Source organism: Flavobacterium bernardetii (genome assembly GCF_011305415.1).
Lineage (GTDB): Bacteria > Bacteroidota > Bacteroidia > Flavobacteriales > Flavobacteriaceae > Flavobacterium > Flavobacterium bernardetii.
This window is the reverse complement of sequence record NZ_JAANOQ010000003.1, coordinates 158,069-179,946: the sequence shown is the minus strand read 5'-3', so window position 1 is coordinate 179,946 and position 21,878 is coordinate 158,069. Positions and strand designations below refer to the sequence as shown.

Genomic DNA, 21,878 nt, shown 5'->3' with positions numbered 1-21,878 from the left:
AGAAATGGCAAAATACCAACTCCCACCACTCAAAGACGAAAAATTATTTGAAGAATTTATATGTGATTTATTCAATGTAATTGAAAATACGAATACCTACAATAACACCGATTTTCAGACTTTTGGAGTAAAGGGTCAAAATCAAAAAGGAATTGATGTTTTTTCGGTTCAAACCAAAACGGTTATCCAGTGCAAATTGAAAGATATTAGAAAAAAAGATACAGAATTAAGAAAGAATTTGATTGAAGATATTACGTTAGATTTAGAAAAAGTAAAAGATTTAAAGATTGAATTTGACCGATTTATTTTAGCATCTACTTTTAGAGATGATACAAAATTGCAAGAATTTGTAAATGAAATTAGAAATCAACAAAACCTATCATTTCACTTGTACTATTGGGGTTGGGACACAATCATTAAACACGCTGAACAGTCTGAAATGATTTTAAAAAAATATTTTCCAGAGTTCAAACCAAAGTCTGTCAAACCAAAAATTGAGTTACCAGATGGAGCATTAGGAAAAGATTTGACGAAGAAAAACTATATCAGTTATTTAATTAAACGATACGGAGATTGGAAACAGATTGAATTGAACAGAAAAAACGAAAAATTTAATTGGGCAAGTTTTAATAAACACATTATGAATGAGTTTAAAGCAACTGGCATAAATTATATTGACATTAGATATTTTGAAAAGTTAGTTGAATATCTGAATAACAGAATTGATAAAACAACCTTTGGAAGAAATAGAAAGGCAAAGGATGTGAAAAATTACTCCACATTTGAGGAGTTTGTAAATGGCGTTTTAGTTGATTAGTGAAAGTGAAAATATTAGGAGTGTGAAATCAGTCAAAAATCTTGATACTGATGAGATACTTATTGCTGATATTTTTTTAGCATTAGACGACAATATAGTTTTTCCTTTCAGAGAAAAATGTGAATTTGCACGTAAGAAGATAATCGACCCTTTTCTTGTATGTGAAGTTTGTGGACAAATGGTACAAATAAAAGGTGGAATAGGTAAAAATGCTAAAATAACACATTTTAAACACCTTAAAGACAGTGAGGATTGTCCTTATAAAACTGATACAAAAATAGATAGAGATTGGATTTTAAGAGGTAAATTTAATGGTCAAAAGGAAGGAGCGTTACATATTGAAACCAAACAATTAATTTATGATTTTTTGTGTTTGAATAAAGATACTAAAGGCGAAGTTTCATTTGCTAAACAGGAAATGGTTAATAAAAGTGATAGGGATTATCTTAAATGGAAAAAGCCAGACGTTACATCAATCTTCAAGAATAAGAAATTAGTTTTTGAAATTCAACTTGCAACAACTTTTTTAGATGTTATATGTGAAAGACAGCATTTTTACAAAGAAAATCAATCATTTATAATTTGGGTATTTAAAAATTTTGAAATTGAAGCAGATAAACAACGATTTACTCAAAAAGACATTTTTTACTCAAATAACAGAAATGCTTTTGTTTTAGACGAAGAAGCAATTAGATTGTCTAATTTACACAATGATTTGTTTTTGTTATGTCAATTTCAAAATCCAATAGAGAAGGATGAAAAAATTGAATATGAATGGGAATGTAAATACGTTAATTTAAGTGATTTGACTTTTGATGAAGAAACTTTAAAGGTCTATTATTTTGATGTAAGCCGAGCCGAATATGAAATTGCGGAAATCGTTGAAAAGAAAATTGCAGGGCGTAAAGAAGCCGAAAAAAATTTAAAAGCAAAACAAGAAAAATTAAGATTACAAGAAATTGAAGTTTGGGAAGAAGAACAAAGACAAATCGAAGCTAAACAAGAGAAGATACGTTTAGAAGTAATTGAAAGACAGCAGCAACACGAAATATATAAGGCTCAAAGACAAAAAGAAATTGATGCTGACCAGCTTGATTTTGAAAATAAGAATGCTTTATTTTTTGATAGGTTGGAAAAAAATTATAGTGCGTTAAGTCCATTACAGCTAATATTCAAATCAAGATTATATGAAATTAGTTCAAGTATTGATGAATTGTTCAAAAATGGATACGAACCAAGTAATGAAGATATTACATTCCTTTACAACGAATACAAAAATGAAATAAACCACTATAAAGTACCTTTTAGACTATCAATTCTATATTACTTATCAATTACCATAATAAAAACAAAAATTAGGCGTAATTCAGTTTATAAAGAGCAATTACCAAAAATTGAAAGAGTATTGGTTGCAATTTTATCAATTAAAGAAAAAAAAGTAATTGGATATAGTTATAGTTTAATACAACTTGCAAATCATTTTTTTAATCCTAAAAATGAAAAGAATTATAGCTTTGCATTCATAATATTAGAAGCAATTAAAACGTACTACGGATTAGATAATTTTTTACACATTGAAGATAAAAAAGGAAATTTCAAAAGAAAATTAGAAGAGTATAATATTGCTATTCCTTTTAAAGAATTAAGTTATAATCAAATAATATCAAGTGTGTTCAAAGAGTTAAAATTTGAAAACAATATATCTTAAATTATGAATACATTTATCAATTTAACGGCACAAAATTCTAAAGGTATTGATTATACTATTTATAAAAATGCACGTCAATTAAGAAAAGATGCGTTATTAATTGCTGAAACTAATAAATCTTTTTCCTCTGCTACTTCTTTACTTATTTTAAGCTCCGAAGAAGTTATAAAATCAATTTTGGTATTACTTCACAGTCAAGGTTACAAAACGTATTTAATAAAAGATTCTAAAAAGTTTTTTTCAGACCATAGAGTAAGACATCAACTTGCACAGTTAATGGAATTGTCAATTGGTATCCTTGAAAGTATAGAGAAAAAAGCATCAAACGAACCAGTTACTTTACTAAAAACTAAAAGTGAATTTTGGAATGGTCTTATAAATGGAATTTTAGAGATTGCTTTGGCGAGTAAGCCTTTCCTCGATTCAGCACAAAGAGTAAAAAAATTAATGGAATTCAACGACAAAAAAAATCAAGGTTTGTATGTTGATTTCAGAGATAAATTATTAATTCCACAAATAGAAATATCCGAAAGCGATTTCATAGAAACTAGATTGATTGTAAATAGAATATTTAATGTTTACAAAGGTTTAAAAATCATATTCCATCCTAAAGTTCAAAATCATTTCAAAAATGATGATATTGAACTTTTAAAAAAACAATTACGAGTGCTTATTGATGAGGCATTAAAGGACTATTCATTTCAAAATATCAAGTAATCATGGTGGGACATCTAGTTAAATATACAAAATTTTACTCTGAACCAATTCCAGAGAATCCGATAGAATTATTATTTGATATTCCTAAAGAAGAATTGATTGTTACAATATCGGCAATAAATGCGTATTTAAAACCAATTTATAATTCATTCTTTGATGATTCAAGAACAACACAGATTGATTGTATAAGAGTTCTTTTTTTAGATACCCAAAACCCATTTCATCATTCACATTCAAAAGACATTATCATTAAATATAAGAACGAATTTCAAGAAAATTATAATCTTTTTTCAAGAGTAACATGTTTATATGCACTTCAAGAAATAATAAATCATAATGAATTTGTTGAAGAAACACCAGAATATACTTTTGATTTAAGAGAACGTATTTTTAAATTTCTATTGATTTGTAATGATAAAATATTAACCGCAGATGAAAATTATAAAGAAGATGATTATGAAAAACTTGGAGATGATTTTTTTGAATTTTTTATGTTTAGAGAACTACATCACAATCAATATAATGAAGCTTCAAATTCTGTTAATTCGTTTTATAAATCTTGGTCATTATTTGAAGCTTTAATTAATGATGATTTTTTTGGAAGTCATTTTAAAAATTATTTAATAGATGTCTTTGGCACAGATGATATAAATGAATTTTTTAAAAAGCAGATTTGGTCATATTTTAAGAGCTATGATGATAACTTAAAATTTAATTATCTAAATGTTCCTATTGAAGAGACAGAAGCGTTAAAAATATTAGATAAATTAAGCGAAAGACAAATTATAGACATACCGCCTGCTAATGATTTACGAATTTTTGATTTTTTACAAATAAAGAAAAGTCCTTTATTCAGAAAAGAAGAAAATGATGGAAAGAACATTATTTCATTTGTTGTTATGGATAACATTCTTTTTGTAGAGAAGACTTATTCTTTGTTAATAAATGATTTTTGGTTTGACTATTTAAAAGATAAAGAAATATGTAACAGAAAAGATTGGGGAAACTTTATTGGAGCTTCCTATTTTGAACCTTTTTTGGAAAAAATATTCAATGTTGCATTTTCAAATAAACCCAATTACACAATTAGGTCAACAGATGCTCTAAAGTTTACAATAAATGGAAATTCAATTGAATATGCAGATTTTTATATTAGAGAAAAACAGAATATAATTCTCGCTGAGGCAAAAAGTAATTATCTACCAATGGTTAATGGATATAAAACCGTTTTAACATTTGAAGATTATAAAGCATTAGATTTAAAAAAATTCTACAAAGATTATGGACTTACTCAATTAGCTGAAAAAACAATCAAAGAATTTCACAAGTACAAAAGTTTAATTGATGATGATGGATTTAATTACAATAGAAAAGTTCAGTTATATCCATTATTAATTGTAAATGATCCAATATTTAGCTCTTCATATTCGTCTTTTGTTTTTAAACGAAAATTTGATGAAATGTTAGATAATGAAGGTATTAATAAGAAATCAAAAGAGCATAATATTAAACCTTTAAGTATTATCAATGTTTCTGAATTACTCGAAATTGAACAAAGTTTAGAAGAAAACGAAATAAATATTTTTAACATTCTTGATTTGCTTTTTTCAATGTCAGATATTAAAAATAAAGGTAATGCCAAAGATTATAATTTTTTAAGAACAATAACTCATGTAATTCAAAGAAAAGTGGAAAAGGACAAACTTATTCCTGAAAGAGTAAAACACCTAAAATGGTTAGAATAAAAAATGGTAAAAAAAAAACTTGACATTCAATACAAATAAAAATTCAATAAAACATATATGGCATTCAAACCAAACGAAATAACAAAAGACCACATTCTAAAAGCTATTGAGAAAATAGAGAAGGAAGCCATTGTGTTAATTTCTCCTACTCGATGGAATGTTGAAATAAACAATAAAAAATACCCCCCAAAAGAAGTAATGCGTTACGCCCACGAACAAATGAATGGGGAAAAAGTTTGGGAATATGGTGGTGGCGAAGGCACGAATAAATTTTTAAAAAAATTTGATTTTCCAATTTTAGATATGACTGGAAACCCATTACAAGAAATTGTAAATCGCTATAAAAAATACATTCATGAAAATGGATTGAAAGAAGAAATTTATAAATGGAAATTATTAGGTAAGTTCCAAGGAAGACCAAATATCAATAATCAAAATTTTAGCGAAGAAATAAAAGATGTAAAATTTGAAAATTTAATTTACCCTGTTGGTCAAGGAGCGATAAAACATTTAGCGGAAGCAAGAACTGAGCTATATAGAGACTGTTTTAAGGCATTATTTGACGAAAACCTCCCTTTGCTTGATAGAATTAAATTTTTTAACGAAGAGACTCTGAAAATTTACAGACAAATTGTTCCAGAGGAAAGGTTTTCTCATCATCAAGACGAGCGTACAATGTCCACTTTTTTAACCTACCATAATCCGAACCTGTACACTTTTTATAAAAATACCTTTTATCAAAAATTTTGTGATATTCTAGGTATAAAGCCAAAAAAGAAAAATGAAAAGTATGTTCACTATATGGGTTTAGTAAATGAATTCATTGACGATTATATAAAAGATGATGAAGAATTAATTGATTTAGTTAGAAGTCAAATTCCAAGCGATGCATTTCAAGATACTAACTTCAAAATTCTTGCCCAAGATATTTTATATCAGTCGCTAGACAAACAATTGGGAGCAAATAGAAACTATTGGAGAATAGGAACAAAAGACGACACTCAAAGTTATTGGGACTATATGAAAACCAATAATTTGATTTGTATTGGTTGGTCAGATATTGGCGACTTAAATGAAGCAGAAGTAAAATCAAAAGATGACATTAAGAAACTTCTTGAAAACGAAGGAATTTATAAAGACAAGAAAGGCGTTCTTACTAGAAAAGCAGGAGAAATTTTTGATTTTTACACTAAAGTAAATATTGGAGATATTATTTTGGCACAAGATGGCGAAACCGTTTTAGGTATTGGTATTGTTAAAGATGAATACTTTTTTAATGAAAAAGAAAATTTTGCACATCAAAAACTGATAGAGTGGAAAGTGTTAAATCCTAAACTCAAAAATAAAGAAGGACTGCAAACCACAGTATACAAACTTTCAGAAATTACGACGCACCATAAAATTGATGCGATATTAAACAATTCAGACTTTACAAAAAATACAATTAATGCTAATATGAAACCATCTTTAAATCAAATCTTATTCGGTCCCCCTGGTTCAGGCAAAACTTACAGCACAATAAACAAGGCTTTAGAAATTGTTGGAGTAGATATAAATGGCAAAACAAGAACCGAAATAAAAACATTATTTGACGAAAAAGTAAAAGAAAACAGAATTGTCTTTTCTACTTTTCATCAAAGCATGAGTTATGAGGACTTTGTAGAAGGAATAAAACCAATAACATCTGGAAACGATGTTTTGTATGAAGTACAAGACGGCATATTTAAAAATATATGTAATTCGGCAACAAGTAATGTTTCGGTAGAAAATTTTGATAAAGTATATCAAATGCTTTTAGAAAAAATAGAGAATGAAACTGAAGAATTATTGGAACTAAAAACAATTAAGGAAAAATCATTTTGGGTGGGTATAAACAGTAATAATAATTTAAGTCTATACACTACCGCAAAGAAAAATTACCAAGGTGTCTTAACTAAAGAAAAAATTGAAGCTTATGCCAATGGCTTCAAAACATTTACTGGTTGGGACGGTTATGCTTCTGGAATTGATAACTATTTGAAAGAAAAACTAAATCTAAAAATAGCACCAAGAAAAGATAACAACAATAATTTTGTATTAATAATTGATGAAATTAATCGTGGAAATGTTTCAGCAATATTTGGAGAGTTAATTACATTAATCGAAGAAGACAAACGACTAGGAAAACCTGAAGCGTTGAAAGTTACTTTACCATATAGCAAAAAAGAGTTTGGTGTACCTTCAAATCTTTTCATTATTGGCACAATGAATACTGCAGACAGAAGTGTTGAAGCATTAGATACGGCATTGAGAAGAAGATTTAGTTTTGAAGAAATGCCACCAAATTACGAATTAGATGAATTGAGAAATTCTATTTTTGATTTCCCAGCCTCAAGTATTTTGAAATCAATAAATCATCGAATTGAAAAGTTGTTAGATAAAGACCACGCCATTGGTCATTCTTATTTTATTTCAAAAGACGAAGTCTCAATTGTAGAATCCTTTTACAAATGTATTATTCCATTGTTGCAAGAATACTTTTTTGGAGACTACGGAAAAATTGGCTTGGTGCTTGGAAAAGGTTTTGTTAGACAAAAAGAATGGGATAAAACTTCGGATTCATTTGCAGATTTTGATTACGATAATTCTAACGATTTTGAAGAAAGAAATGTTTTTGAAATAATTGATTATCGAAATGAAAATCACAATTATTCAATTGGTACTATTTCAATGACATTTGAAAAGGCAATAAAAATATTGATGAAAAATAAAGTTGAGTAAAGATAAATTACATATTACAGTTTTTGAATACGAAAAACTTTTAGTTGGCAAAGGAGAAAAAAATATTTCCGATGACCAATTCAAAGCATTACAGCGATATTATGGAAATGGTGTGCCATTTTTTAAACTGATATACAATGGTGTAGAGTTCAATGAACACGTTGGCGTTATCCAAGTTGGGAATACGCTCATTGAAGTTTTACCAAAAGCAGATAAAAATCCACATTCTGAAATTGAAGATAAAAAATGGCGAGATATTTTAATAAATATGCTCCGAGCAGTTGGCGGATTTGATATAAAACAGACTAGTTCAAGTAACCTAAAAATTAAACCAAATACAATACTCGATTTATATTTTGAACTTTTCGTTAAAGAGGTTGAATATCTAGTACATTCGGGACTGGTTAAGCAATACCGTAAAAAAGAAGGTAATGTGACCGCATTAAAAGGGAGTTTACAATTTAGTAAACACATACAACAAAATCATACACATAAAGAGCGATTTTTTGTTAGACATACGACTTATGATGTGGAGCATACTTTACACTTCATACTTTACAAAACAATTCGATTATTAAAGCAAATAAACGCAAATGCAACACTAAATAGTAGAATTGGTACTTTGTTGTTACTTTTTCCAGAAATGCCTGAAATTAAAGTAAGTGAAGCCACTTTTGAAAAACTGAACTTCAATCGCAAAAACCAGCATTACACAAAAGCAATAGAAATTTCAAAACTAATATTACTTCAGTATCACCCAGACGTTAGTAAAGGCAGAAACCACGTTTTAGCTTTGATGTTTGACATGAATCTACTTTGGGAACAATTCATATTTACAAGTTTAAGAAAGCACAAAGGATCAAATACTAAAATTACAGCACAAACCTCAAAATATTTTTGGAAACCACTAGCAGGCAGACGCTCAAAAATGAAACCTGATATTGTAATTGAACACGAAAACGGAAACATAGTTTTTGATACCAAATGGAAAAATCTAAATGGTTATAATCCGTCGCCAGAAGATTTGCGACAGATGTATGTTTATCACGAGTATTTTGAAGCTAATCGAGTTGCTCTAATCTATCCAAACAATATTTCTAGTATTAGTAGTGGAATGTATTTAGATAGAGCTACTAGCGACCTAACAGAAAAGGAATGCAGTGTGATTTCGATTGCAGTAAACAAAAATGTAAAAGATTGGCAAATTGAGATAAATAAAAGAATAAATTCGTTTATTTGTAGTGAGATACAAAGCAGTTAAATTGTTCGTTTTTGACTTTGTTTAGTTATAAAATAGCCTTTATTTATTGAGTATTTACTGCATATTTGCTACAAGAAAAAATAAATCATCTACCAAGCCTAACAAACACTATATCTAACGAATTTACTACATATTTTGTATCGGGAAATAAACTCAAATGGACTCTTTTACTCAAATAGTTTTAGGAATTGCTACTGCAGAAGTTTTCGCAGGCAAAAAACTACAAAACAAAACTTTTTTATATGGTGCCGTTTTAGGAACAATTCCTGATTTAGATATTATCATCGGAAAATTTTTAAATGATGTAGATGGAGTTGCAATTCACCGAGGATTAAGTCATTCCCTACTCTTTTTTGTTTTTTTAGCACCACTTTTAGGTTGGATAATTTCAAAAATTGAAAAAAAGAAAATCAATTTTAAAAATGCTACATTATTAGCTTTTTGGTGTTTATTCACGCATATATTACTCGATTTATTTACTTCTTGGGGAACTCAAATTTTATGGCCTTTAGAACATCGTTTTGCACTTAAAACAATTTTTGTAATTGATCCTTTATATACTGTTCCACTAGGCGTTTCATTAATTTATGTTTGGAGAAATACTGATTTTTCTATTCGTAAAAAACACTTAAGAAAAGGATTAATTATAAGTTCTTGCTATTTATTACTAACCTGCATCATTAAACTTTTTGCTTTACAACAATTTGAAAATTCACTAGAAAACAATAAAATTTCATATCAAGACATAATTGTAAAACCTACAGCTTTTAATTGTATTCTTTGGAATGCGAATATTGCCACGACAACAGGTTATTATTTAGCTGATTATTCTTTATTCGATTCAAAACCTATTAGCTTTAAATTTTATTCAAAAAATAAAGAACTAGAAAAGAATTTAATACAAAATTCGGATTTTAAAAAACTTCAAGTAATTAGCGAAGGTTGGTATTTGATAACAAATAAAAACAATACTTATTATTTTAACGATTTGCGTTTTGGACTAATAAATGACAACCCAAAAAACCCACAATTCGCTTTTAGTTACGAGTTTATAAAAGACAAGAACGGCAATTTAATTGCTCATGAAGTTCCCAATGCGAAACGTGATGGTAAGTTATTATTACAAAAGATATTTACACGAATAAAAGGGAATTAAAATAGTTTATTTAAATCCTCGGCTTATTCAAACCTCTGTCATACAAAACAATGCTTCCAGCAATAGAAACATTCAAACTTTTTTCCGATTTAAATTTGACTAAATGATGGCATTTTTCCATAGCATTTTTGGTCATGCCGTGGTCTTCTGCTCCTAATAAATACACGCAACGTTGCGGATGGTGAAAAGTTTCTAAATCTACAGCAGAATCGTCAAGCTCTACTCCTACTAATCGAGCGCCTTTTGGTAAATTTTGGTAAAAAGCTTCAAATGTATCGTAGTGAAAATAAGGAATCATTTTAACGGCATTATGTGTGTCGCAAGCTTGTTTCGCATAGCGTTTTCCAATCGTAAAAATAAAACTCGCACCAAAATTTTGGGCCGTACGCCAAAGCATACCCAAGTTTTCAGGTGTTTTTCCGTTTTGTATGCCTATTCCAAAGAATTCATTTATAAAATTGTCATTCATATCGATACTAATTAAAGTAGCCGCAAAATTAGATGAAAAATTTCAACTTCAACAAAGGAAAGGAAAAAGAAAATTCAGAAAATTACACGCAACTATTTAACAGTATTTTAGCTTAAAGCAAATAATTTTTATCTAATTTTGCTTCGTTCTTAAAATAAGAAATGAAAAAATACCACTACATATTAATTGTATTACTAGGCTTTATATTAATGCCTAGCAGTGTTATGGCTTGTGGTAAAAGTTCTGAAAAACATACTTGTAAAAAAGAAATTTCTTCTAGTAAAACAGAAAAAATGAGCTGTTGCAACAATGATGCTTCTTCAGAGAAAGACAACAAAGGTTGCCAAGGAACTTGTGATCATTCAGATTGTAGTTGTTCTTCAACATGTTCTTCTACTCCATTAAATTTACTTTTAGAAGTTGTTTTTCAAAACAGCACACTTAACGACTCAATAATCGAGAAAGCTAAATTTTCTTATTCTTCACCATCAATTTTAGATGGTTTTCATTCCATTTGGGTCATTCCTAAAATAAGCTAAATTCAAATTTTGACAGCCATAATTGCGTCAAATCTCCATAGCATTTGCTATACAAAAATTCCAGTTTTATAATAATTTTTGTAACACAAATTAATGTGTAATCAATATTTATTACCAACTGTTATTTATTCAAATTTATTTTTTTATCAACTTATCAAAGTAATTCACTTTGATTACTAATACATTATTAAAATGAAAAATTCATTTAAAAATATAATGGTAGCAACTTTTGTATTGCTATCTATTACAGTCAATGCACAAATTAAAAATTCAAAAACTGAAATAGTTAAAATCTATGGTAACTGTGGGATGTGCGAAACCAAAATTGAAAAAGCAGGAACTATCAAAAAGGTTGCTACAGTTGATTGGAATCAAGAAACTCAGATGGCAACTTTAACTTATGATGCAACTAAAACAAATCAAGACGAAATACTAAAGAGAATTGCATTAGCTGGTTATGATAGTGATAAATTTCTTGCTCCATATGATGTGTATGATAATCTTCATGGTTGTTGTCAATATGAAAGAGTTGCTAAAGTTGCTGTAACCGAAGAAATAAAATCGGAAACTACAAACAAAAATCATTCTGGACACGATACTACTTCTAAAGAAGCTCAAGATAAAAATCAGCTAGAAACTATTTTTGACAATTACTTTTTGGTAAAAAATGCTTTAGTAAAATCAGATGGGAATTCAGCATCAACAAATGCTACCAAATTACTTTCAGAAATAAATGCTGTTAAAATGGAGAATTTAAAAGCGGACGTTCACGTAGTTTGGATGAAAGTAGTAAAAAATTTGAAAGAAGAAACTAAGCTTATTTCGGAAACAAAAGACATCAAAGTTCAAAGAGATTATTTTGATACACTTTCTGTAAAAATGTACGAATTAATTAAAATTTCAAAACCAGAAACTCCAATTTACTACCAAAATTGCCCAATGGCAAACGACGGAAAAGGTGCTAATTGGTTAAGCAAAGAAAATGCAGTGAAAAACCCTTATTATGGTTCCATGATGTTAACTTGTGGTAAAACCATTGAAACTATAAAATAATTTAAAATGAGAATAATAGTTTTTGTTTTTTTATTAATTGCTAATTTAGCTACTGCACAAATTAAAGTTGGTGATACACTACCGTCAATTACACTCAAAAACAGTGATAATAAAGATGTGAACATTACCTCTTTTAAAGGGAAATATGTACTTATAGATTTTTGGGCATCTTGGTGTGCACCGTGTCGTTTAGGTAATAAAAAATTAGTTAAATTACATAATGATATCAGTCAAGATAAAATTGAAATTATAGGAATCTCAATTGATACAGATGTAAACAAATGGCTTAAAGCTATTGAAAAAGATAAAATTAAATTTACCCAATTGATAGATTCCAAGGGTTTTGATGCTGACACAGCTTTACAATTTGGTGTAGATGAAATACCATCGAAATATTTGTTCAATCAAGAAGGTATTCTAATTGCAAAAAACCCAACAGAAGAAGAAATAATTAAATTAATAGAAAAGTAAAATGAAAAAAATAAATAAAGTTTATATGGTAATAGCATCAATGGTTTTGATGTTTTCAATGAAAAGTAATGCACAAATTGTTAAAGCAGAAATTAGAGCAACGGGTTTAACTTGTTCCATGTGTTCAAATGCTATAAATAAACAACTTAAAGCATTACCAGAAGTTTCTAATGTAGAAACCGATTTAAATACAAATACATTTACCGTAACACTTAAAGAAGGAAATGAATTAAGTCCAAAAATATTTAAAGAAAAAGTTGAAAAAGCAGGTTTTTTCATTGGATCATTGATATTAACTGCAAAATCAGAAACTATCAGCAATAGCTCTTTTATTTTAGTTAATGCCAAAAAAAGTGACACAGCGGAAGTTCAATTTCAAGTTGTTGATAAAGGGTATGTGACAGAAAAAGAATTTAAAAAATTATCTAAATCATATAAGGATATTGCTACTTATATGGCAAATAGCGAAGATGATTTTCACATTAAAATTTTAAACTAATGAGAAAAATTCTTTTATTGTTTCTTGTAATAAATTCCCAAAATATTTTTAGTCAAGAGTTATTTGTAGTTACCGATCCAGCTAGTAATGTACCAGCAAATTCACTTGCGGTTAACATAATGCAATCCGCTTTTAAAGAAAAATTTGAATCAGGTTACAATTACCATTTTATGCCTGAAGTAACGTATGGTTTAAATAAAAATTTAATGTTTCGTGCTTCTGCTTTTGTAAGTAATAGAAATAACGATTTGGTTACAGAAGGTGGTAGTTTTTATACAAAATATCGTTTTCATTCAACGGATGATTTAAATAGTCATTTCAGATTAGCTGCTTATGGAAGATATAGTTTCAATAATTCGGATATTCATCAAGAACAAATTGAAATTTTAGGGCACAATTCTGGTTTTGAAACCGGAATAATTGCTACAAAATTGATTAAAAAAGTAGCTATAAGTTCTTCAGTAAGTTTTGAGAAAGCATTAGACAACAAACCTAATTATCTATTTCCAGATAATATTGGCGATAATGCAACTAATTATACACTTTCTTTTGGTAAATTGATGTATCCAAAAAAGTATACTAGTTTTAAGCAAACCAACATCAATTTGATGGTTGAATTTGTTGGACAAACTATTAATGAAAATGGCAGATCTTATTTGGATGTAATGCCAGCTGTACAATTTATTTTCAATAGTCAAGCACGTTTGGATTTTGCTTACAGACATGAATTGGTAAGTTCTATGTTAAGAACCGCTCCAAATGGCTTTTATTTCAACTTATATTATACTTTTTTCGATTTAAAAAGTAAAAAATAATTTAGTATGAATTATACAACTTAAACAAATAAATCTGTAATACTATAAACATTATTAAGATGTAATTTTATTTGTAGAAATTAATCTACGGTTAATAAATTCATAAAATGAAAAATGTCAATATAAGTATTGAAGCGTGTTTAGCTTGTATGGTTGAATGTGAAAAATGTTCCTCGGAATGTTTAATAATGGATGGACACGCAGAATGCGTTAAACTATGTCGTGATTGTGCTGACATTTGTGCTCTTTGTGCAAAATTATGTGCAAGAGGCTCTAAATTTGCCGATGCCCTTTGTGCGTTATGTGTTAAATGTTGTGAAGATTGTGCCAACGAGTGCAACAAACACGATATGGAATGCTGTAAAAAATGTGCAGAAGCTTGCAAAAAATGTGCAGATGCATGTAGAATGTAAAAAATAATCATATCAATATTAAATACATGAAACAAGTATTTAATATTGATAAAAAAAATGAAAAAAAATGAAAAAAAATGAAAAAAACAATCTTTTTAGCCTTTATAATGGCAGCAGTATTGGTTTCTTGTAATCAAAAAAACAATGAAAACACAACAAATACAATTGAAAAATTGGAAAATGATAGTATGGCTATGGAAATGGAAATGGATTCTATGAAAATGAGCCATGACACAAAAATGTTTGCTTGCTCCATGCATCCAGAAGTTCAAGGTAAATTAAATGATACTTGCTCAAAATGTGGTATGAAATTAACTGAACCAGTTGAAAAATAAGAAAGTAAATAACAGTTAAATCAATATGAAACTATACATCAAAAACATGGTTTGTAGTCGTTGTAAAATGGTTGTGAAGTCCGAGTTGGAAAAGCTCGGACTTCAATTGTTTTCTGTTGAATTAGGAGAAGTTGAAACCATTTCAGAAATCTCAGATTTACAAAAAAAAGAAATTGCCCATCATTTAAAACTATTTGGATTTGAATTAATTGACGACAAAAAAAGTAGGATTATAGAAAAAATAAAATTACTAATCATTGATTTAGTTCATACCAAGAATAACAATATCAACTCCAATCTTTCTGATTATATTGTGGGTCATTTATCTCAAGATTATAATACCATTAGCAATTTATTTTCGGAAGTAGAAAACACTACTATTGAAAAATACTTTATCCATCAAAAAATAGAAAAAGTAAAAGAATTATTAATGTATGATGAAATGAATTTAAGCGAAATTGCTTTTCAATTAAATTATAGCAGTGTGTCACATTTAAGTAATCAATTTAAAAAGGTTACGGGCTTTTCTCCTACCTATTTCAAACAATTAAAAAACAATAAACGAAAACAAATAGAAGATTTATAAATGTTAAAAATTTTACCTAAAATTATGTAAACAATAATTTGTCATTCAGTCTGAACTTTGTCCCATTATTAATAACAATTAAAAAACAAGAAAGATGGTACACAAATATCAAATAACAGGAATGACTTGCACTAGTTGCGAATCAAAAGTAAAATCGGCTTTACTACTAGTTGAAAATGTAACTGCCGTTGAAGTTTCAAAAGAAGAAAATTCGGCAACAATAACAATGGATAAACATATTGCTTTAACCGATTTGCAAAAAGCGTTAGATTCAAAATATAAAATCTCTGCCATTCATCATAACGAAATGGAAGAGCAAGCAAAATCATGGTTTGAAACCTATAAACCTATTTTATTAATTTTCTTTTACATCAGTTTAATAACTGTTTTAATTCAGTTTAAAAATGAAAAAATTAATATTATGGAAGGAATGCAGCATTTTATGGCAGGCTTCTTTTTGGTTTTTTCTTTTTTCAAATTACTAAATCTGAAAGGATTTGCAGAAAGTTATGTGATGTATGATGTTTTGGCTAAGAAAATTCCAGTTTGGGGATATATTTATGCCTTAATTGAATTAGCTTTAGGTATTGCTTTTTTGATTAATTTTAATCCGTTGCTAACAAATTCCGTTACATTCATTGTAATGTCGGTTAGTATTATTGGTGTTTTACAATCGGTTTTAAACAAAAAGAAAATCCAATGTGCCTGTTTAGGTGCGATTTTCAATTTACCGATGAGCACAGTAACCATTATTGAAGATGCTTTAATGATAGTTATGAGCGGAATAATGATTTTAAATTTAATTTAAAAATGAAAAAAATAATTCAAATAGTCTTTCTGCTTTCAATTGGGATTTTTACTCATGCTCAAACCAAAAAAGTAGCGCAAGAAACGTTTTACACTTGTGTGATGCATCCAGAAATTCACGAAAAGAAACCCGGGAAATGTCCAAAATGTGGAATGGCTTTGGTTAAAGAAAAAGTAAAAACCACTCAAAAAACGGTAATCAAAAAACCAATTGTAACCAAAAAAGTAATCATAACTCCTAAAAAAGAAGTTTCTGAACCCAAAAAAGAAATTTCGGAAATTTCGGAAACTCCAAAAGACGAGACTAAAACTGAAATTAAAATCGTAACCAAAACCATTCCTAAAACAGTTCGATACGATCTATATGTTCGAGACACTCTTGTAAATATAGGAAACAAATCCAAAAGAGCCATTGCTGTTAATGGACAAATTCCAATGCCAACTTTAACTTTTACTGAAGGCGATACGGCAGAAATTTATGTCCATAACGAATTGAAAGAAAGTACTTCTTTACATTGGCACGGCTTATTTTTACCTAATAAAGAAGATGGCGTTCCAAATTTAACTCAAATGCCTATTGAACCAGGTACAACGCATAAATATACTTTTCCAATTATCCAACACGGAACACATTGGTATCATAGTCATTCGGGATTGCAGGAACAAATTGGGATGTATGGTTCTATGATTTTAAACAAAAAAAATGAAGACGAAACTTTTAGAAACGGAATCGATGATTTACCAACAATTCCTGTGATTTTAAGTGAATGGACAGATGTCAAACCCGAAAATGTGCATCGTATGCTACACAATGCCACAGATTGGTTTGCTATCAAGAAAGGAACTACTCAAAGTTATGCAGAAGCTATTCAACAAGGACATTTTAAAACGAAAGTAACAAACGAATGGAAACGAATGAATGCCATGGATGTAAGCGATGTTTATTACGATAAATTTCTCATTAATGGTAAAAATGAAAGTCAACTTTCACAATTTAAAGGTGGTGATAAAATCCGATTGCGCATATCTAATGGTGGCGCATCTACTTACTTTTGGTTAACGTATGCAGGTGGAAAAATTACAGTTGTTGCCAATGATGGAAACGATGTAGAACCTGTTGAAGTGGATAGATTACTCATTGCTGTTTCTGAAACGTATGATGTAATTGTTACCATTCCGGCTGATAAAACAGCTTTTGAATTTTTAGCAACTGCAGAAGACAGAACAAAATCGGCATCTTTATTTATTGGTGACGGAATAAAACAACTGGTTTCACCTCTTCCAAAATTGAAATATTTTGAAGGTATGAAAATGATGAACAGCATGATGAAAATGAATGGCGATTTAGATGATATGGGTATGAAAATGTCCTACAATCAAATGGATATGAATGTAGTAATGTATCCCGAAATTACTGGTGAAACAGAAGTCAGAAGCGATAAAAAAATGACTGAAGATGATTATAATAGCAATGAACTTTCTGATATTACAACTTTAAACTATGCGATGCTGAAGTCGCCAACACAAACCACACTCCCAAAAGACGCACCTGTAAAAGAATTACGATTTGAATTATCAGGAAATATGAACCGATACGTTTGGAGTTTAGACAATAAAGTAGTTTCTGAAACGGATAAAATCCTAATTAAAAAAGGAGAAAATGTTAGAATCACTTTGTATAATGGCTCTATGATGCGACATCCAATGCACTTGCACGGTCACGATTTTAGAATTTTAAATGGTCAAGAGGATTTTGCGCCGCTAAAAAACATTATTGATATCATGCCAATGGAAACTGACGTGATTGAATTCAATGCTAATGCAGAAGGTGATTGGTTTTTTCATTGTCATATTTTATATCATATGATGGCTGGAATGGGAAGAATTTTTACTTATGAAAATCAAGCGCCAAATCCATTAATTCCAAATCCGAAATTAGCCCAAAGAAAGTTATTTGCAGATGATAGAGCTCCCCATTTTATGGCAGAAAACGATTTTGCAACTAACGGAATGGATGGTATGGCAATGTTGAGCAATACCCGTTGGAGCATCGGTACAGAATGGCGATTAGGGTATAATGATCATCATGGTTATGAAACAGAAACGCACATTGGTAGATATATTGGAAAAATGCAATGGCTGATGCCTTTTGTAGGTTTCGATTGGCGCTATAGAAAAATGGAAGAAGGCGAAATGGAAGAAAATCTTTTCAACCAATCCAATACAAAAGACAATCGTTCTGTTTTTAGCGCTGGTGTAGAATATACTTTACCAATGCTAGTAAAAGCACAAGCTGAAGTATTTACAGATGGAAATTTCAGATTTCAGTTAGAACGAATGGATATTCCTGTTTCTAAAAGAGTACGAATGGATTTGATGTGGAATACCGATAAAGAATATATGGCTGGTTTACGATATATTATAAAAAGAAACTTTAGTTTTCGTACACATTATGATAGTGATATGGGTTTTGGCGTTGGAGCTTCTCTTAATTATTAAATGTAAAATTCATTTAAATCATTTTTTGTAACTCTTTCTTATTTGTAATCGTAATTTTTTTACCTTGTAAAGCAATCCAACCTTCTTTATTAAATTCAGACAATAATCGGATACAACTTTCTGTGGCTGTTCCAATCAATCCAGCAATTTCATCACGAGACAATTGTAATTTTAAACTACCATCTTCATTGTTTCCAAAATCGGATTCTAATTTCAATAAAGTTTCTGCTAAACGTTGTTTTACAGTTTTCTGAGCCAAATTCACCATTCCATCATCGGCATCTTTTAAATCACCACAAACAGATTTCATCATGTTCAATGAAAACTGATTGTTCTCATTAAAAAACTGTAAAATTTCTTGTTTTGGAATATAACAAACCTGCATGTCTTCAATGGCTACGGCACTCAAATTGGTAGTTTCTTCACTAATTAAAGAACGCTGACCCAACAATTCTCCTTTTTTAACCAATTTTACAATTTGGTCTTTTCCGTTATCGCTAAGTTTTGACAATTTACAAACGCCATCTTTAATGCAATAAATTCCGTTTAAAGAATCGCCTTCATCAAAAATAGTCTCTCCTTTTTTAACGGTATAAGAAGTTTTACAATCTGCTATTCTAATTAATTCGTCCTTATTTAATGCTTTTAAAGCACTAAACTCTCTTACTATACATTGTTCACATTTACCCATTTAGACAAAATTAATTGATGTTGGTACAAATTTACGAAATTGTATGACAAATATCATATTTTACTTATAAACAAAATTTGACCTTTGTTCTAGGTAAAATGAGCATTATTATGGATATTAAAAATTGTTTTCATTGTGGTAAAGAACATACTGCAAAGGAGGAAATACAATTTGACGCAAAATCATTCTGTTGTGTAGGATGCAAAACAGTGTATGAAATTTTTAGTCAAAACGATTTAACGTGTTATTACGATTTTCAATTGGCTCCAGGAGCAACACCATTAGAAATTAAAGGTAAATATGATTTTTTAGATGATGAGAAAATTCAATCCAAATTATTGGAATTTCAAGAAAATGCAACACACATTGTTTCCTTGTACATACCACATATTCACTGTAGTTCATGTATTTGGATTCTGGAAAATTTACAAAAACTTCAAAAAGGAATAAGTACTTCTCAAGTTAATTTCACACAAAAGAAAGTCAGAATTACGTATAACGCTGAAACGACTACTCTAAAAGAAATTGTAAATCTTTTATCATCAATTGGTTACGAACCTTATATCAGTTTAGAAAATTACGAAACAGGCAAAAAAGAAATCGACAGAAGTTTAATTTATAAACTAGGAATTGCCTTTTTCTGTTTCGGAAACATCATGCTTTTATCGTTTCCAGAATATTTTGAAGTAGACGAATTTTGGATCAACAAATACCGAAATTTCTTTAGAACATTAATTTTCTTCTTATCGTTACCATCGTTTTTATATTCGGCAAGTGGTTATTATATTTCTGCCTATAAAAGTATCAAATCGAAAATGCTAAATATTGATATTCCTATCGCTTTAGGAATTATTGTAATGTTTGTACGAAGTGTGATTGATATTACTTTCGATTACGGACAAGGATTTTTCGACAGCTTAACAGGTTTAGTTTTCTTTATGTTATTAGGAAAATTATTCCAACAAAAAACCTATGATTTCTTATCATTTGAACGCGATTATAAATCCTATTTTCCAATTGCTGTTTCCTTAGTTAGTCCTGAAGGAAATGAAAAACCTTGTCAGATTTACGATATTAAAAAAGGCGACCGACTAATCATTCGAAACCAAGAATTAATTCCCGTTGATGGGATTTTAATTTCTCCCAAAACTTCTTTAGATTATAGTTTTGTAACAGGCGAAGCGGTTCCAATTGAGAAAAAATCAGGTGATAAAGTCTTTGCTGGTGGAAAACAAATGGGCGGAATTATTGAGATGGAAGTCTTGTTTTCGGTTTCACAAAGTTATTTAACCCAATTGTGGAGTAATGATGTTTTTCAAAAGAAAATAGATCAAAAACACAAATCCATTACAGATAATGTGAGTCAGTACTTCACTCCTGCTCTACTATTATTGGCTTTTGGTTCCCTTATTTTTTGGTTATTTATTGATGCTTATATTGCTTTTAATGTTTTCACGGCGGTATTAATTGTAGCTTGTCCTTGTGCCTTAGCGTTAACCGCTCCTTTTACTTTAGGAAACGTATTGCGAATTATGGGTAACAATAAATTGTATCTAAAAAACGCTCAAGTTATTGAACAAATGGCAAAAGTAGATACGATTGTTTTTGATAAAACCGGAACCATTACCTCATCCCTAAAATCGAATATTGAATATGTTGGTGAAACGTTAACTCAAATTGAATTTTCAAAAATTAAAAGCATTGTTAGAAATTCTAATCATCCGTTAAGTCGAAAATTATACGAATTTTTACCACAATCGCAAGTAACTGAGATTTCAAATTACGAAGAAATTGTGGGTAAAGGAATGTTGGCTACTATTGAAAACGTTACATACAAGATTGGTTCGCTAGAATTAATGAACAATTCAAATATTATCGAACAAGATAAAAACACAAAAGTGCATATTGAAATTAATAATTTGTATAAAGGTTATTTTGTATTCAATCATCAATATAGAGAAGGTTTACACGATTTGTTTTACCAATTGAATTCAAATAAATATCATACGATTGTTCTTTCTGGAGATAATGATGGTGAAAGAGCATTCTTGAAAACTATTTTGCCAGAAACCACAACATTAGTATTCAATCAGAAACCGGAACAAAAACTGGAATTTATTGAAGCACTTCAAAAAGAAGGAAAAAATGTAATGATGGTTGGTGATGGTTTAAATGATGCTGGAGCTTTAGCACAAAGTAACGTAGGTATTGCACTTTCGGAAAATGTAAATGTATTTTCTCCAGCTTGTGATGGAATTATGGATGCGTCCAAATTTCAAAAACTATTCCATTATATCCAGTATTCTAAAAATGCGATGAAAACAATCTATATGAGTTTTGGTTTGTCGTTATTATACAATGCAGTCGGATTAACTTTTGCCTTAACAGGTGAGCTTTCTCCATTGTTTGCCGCGATTATTATGCCCATGAGCGCCATTACAATTGTAAGTTTTGTAACCATTTTAAGTAAGTTTTATGGAAAAAAAATCAAATCGTAAATCCCAAATCGTAAATCGTAAATAAAAATAAATCCAATA

General features: G+C 29.3%; 19 protein-coding genes. 17 read left to right on the top strand and 2 right to left on the bottom strand.

Going from position 1 to position 21,878, the window contains the following annotated elements; genetic code table 11:
• Positions 1-4 precede the first annotated feature (4 nt).
• The 7 genes from G6N05_RS07810 to G6N05_RS07780 all read left to right on the top strand — a co-directional run bounded on the left by G6N05_RS07810 (position 5) and on the right by G6N05_RS07780 (position 10,164).
• A complete protein-coding gene (locus G6N05_RS07810) occupies positions 5-817 on the top strand; it encodes an endonuclease (protein WP_166126350.1) in 813 nt (270 codons plus the stop codon).
• Between the two features lie 22 nt (positions 818-839).
• Entirely contained in the window at positions 840-2,525 is a 1,686-nt protein-coding gene (locus G6N05_RS07805) for a DUF6035 family protein (protein WP_166126348.1), read from the top strand.
• A 3-nt stretch (positions 2,526-2,528) separates the two neighbouring features.
• Positions 2,529-3,242 carry an AbiV family abortive infection protein gene (locus tag G6N05_RS07800; RefSeq protein WP_166126346.1) on the top strand — a complete coding sequence of 238 codons (714 nt, stop codon included), beginning with the start codon at positions 2,529-2,531 and terminating at the stop codon, positions 3,240-3,242.
• Positions 3,243-3,244: 2 nt separating this feature from the next.
• Positions 3,245-4,987: a hypothetical protein gene (locus tag G6N05_RS07795; protein WP_166126343.1), complete on the top strand. Its 1,743-nt coding sequence runs from the start codon at positions 3,245-3,247 to the stop codon at positions 4,985-4,987.
• Between the two features lie 57 nt (positions 4,988-5,044).
• Positions 5,045-7,747, top strand: a complete 2,703-nt coding sequence (locus G6N05_RS15535) for an McrB family protein (protein WP_187003003.1) — start codon at positions 5,045-5,047, stop codon at positions 7,745-7,747.
• Positions 7,740-9,008, top strand: coding sequence for an McrC family protein (locus G6N05_RS07785; RefSeq protein WP_166126341.1), 1,269 nt, complete (start codon positions 7,740-7,742; stop codon positions 9,006-9,008). Before G6N05_RS15535 ends, G6N05_RS07785 begins: the two co-directional genes overlap by 8 nt.
• A gap of 157 nt (positions 9,009-9,165) precedes the next feature.
• Positions 9,166-10,164 (top strand): metal-dependent hydrolase, encoded by a 999-nt coding sequence (locus G6N05_RS07780; protein ID WP_166126338.1) that lies wholly within the window; start codon positions 9,166-9,168, stop codon positions 10,162-10,164.
• Positions 10,165-10,174: 10 nt separating this feature from the next.
• Here G6N05_RS07780 and G6N05_RS07775 read toward each other — a convergent pair whose 3' ends face one another.
• Complete coding sequence (locus tag G6N05_RS07775) at positions 10,175-10,633, bottom strand: RNA methyltransferase (RefSeq protein WP_091312088.1); 459 nt, start codon at positions 10,631-10,633, stop codon at positions 10,175-10,177.
• Between the two features lie 161 nt (positions 10,634-10,794).
• On the opposite strand from G6N05_RS07775, the gene G6N05_RS07770 reads away from it, so the two are divergent.
• From G6N05_RS07770 to G6N05_RS07730, 9 genes are all read left to right on the top strand, one after another.
• The gene (locus G6N05_RS07770) at positions 10,795-11,172 is read left to right on the top strand and encodes a hypothetical protein (protein WP_166126336.1); all 378 of its coding nucleotides are present in this window, start codon (positions 10,795-10,797) and stop codon (positions 11,170-11,172) included.
• Positions 11,173-11,364: 192 nt separating this feature from the next.
• Complete coding sequence (locus G6N05_RS07765; RefSeq protein ID WP_166126333.1) at positions 11,365-12,225, top strand: DUF3347 domain-containing protein; 861 nt, start codon at positions 11,365-11,367, stop codon at positions 12,223-12,225.
• 6 nt (positions 12,226-12,231) lie between these two features.
• Complete coding sequence (locus tag G6N05_RS07760; RefSeq protein ID WP_166126331.1) at positions 12,232-12,696, top strand: TlpA family protein disulfide reductase; 465 nt, start codon at positions 12,232-12,234, stop codon at positions 12,694-12,696.
• Position 12,697: 1 nt separating this feature from the next.
• The gene (locus tag G6N05_RS07755; protein ID WP_166126328.1) at positions 12,698-13,195 is read left to right on the top strand and encodes a heavy-metal-associated domain-containing protein; all 498 of its coding nucleotides are present in this window, start codon (positions 12,698-12,700) and stop codon (positions 13,193-13,195) included.
• Entirely contained in the window at positions 13,195-14,010 is an 816-nt protein-coding gene (locus G6N05_RS07750; protein WP_166126325.1) for a hypothetical protein, read from the top strand. Before G6N05_RS07755 ends, G6N05_RS07750 begins: the two co-directional genes overlap by 1 nt.
• A 490-nt stretch (positions 14,011-14,500) precedes the next feature.
• Positions 14,501-14,758 (top strand): heavy metal-binding domain-containing protein, encoded by a 258-nt coding sequence (locus G6N05_RS07745; RefSeq protein WP_166126323.1) that lies wholly within the window; start codon positions 14,501-14,503, stop codon positions 14,756-14,758.
• Between the two features lie 25 nt (positions 14,759-14,783).
• Entirely contained in the window at positions 14,784-15,344 is a 561-nt protein-coding gene (locus G6N05_RS07740; protein ID WP_166126321.1) for a helix-turn-helix domain-containing protein, read from the top strand.
• Between the two features lie 94 nt (positions 15,345-15,438).
• A complete protein-coding gene (locus tag G6N05_RS07735; RefSeq protein WP_166126319.1) occupies positions 15,439-16,152 on the top strand; it encodes a heavy-metal-associated domain-containing protein in 714 nt (237 codons plus the stop codon).
• Positions 16,153-16,154: 2 nt separating this feature from the next.
• On the top strand, positions 16,155-18,650 hold the full coding sequence (locus G6N05_RS07730) for a multicopper oxidase domain-containing protein (protein ID WP_205729747.1): 2,496 nt from the start codon (positions 16,155-16,157) through the stop codon (positions 18,648-18,650).
• Positions 18,651-18,663: 13 nt separating this feature from the next.
• Here G6N05_RS07730 and G6N05_RS07725 read toward each other — a convergent pair whose 3' ends face one another.
• Positions 18,664-19,341, bottom strand: a complete 678-nt coding sequence (locus G6N05_RS07725) for a Crp/Fnr family transcriptional regulator (RefSeq protein WP_166126316.1) — start codon at positions 19,339-19,341, stop codon at positions 18,664-18,666.
• Positions 19,342-19,451: 110 nt separating this feature from the next.
• Here G6N05_RS07725 and G6N05_RS07720 point away from each other — a divergent pair, with 110 nt between their 5' ends.
• Entirely contained in the window at positions 19,452-21,839 is a 2,388-nt protein-coding gene (locus G6N05_RS07720; protein WP_166126313.1) for a heavy metal translocating P-type ATPase, read from the top strand.
• The last annotated feature ends 39 nt before the right edge of the window (positions 21,840-21,878 follow it).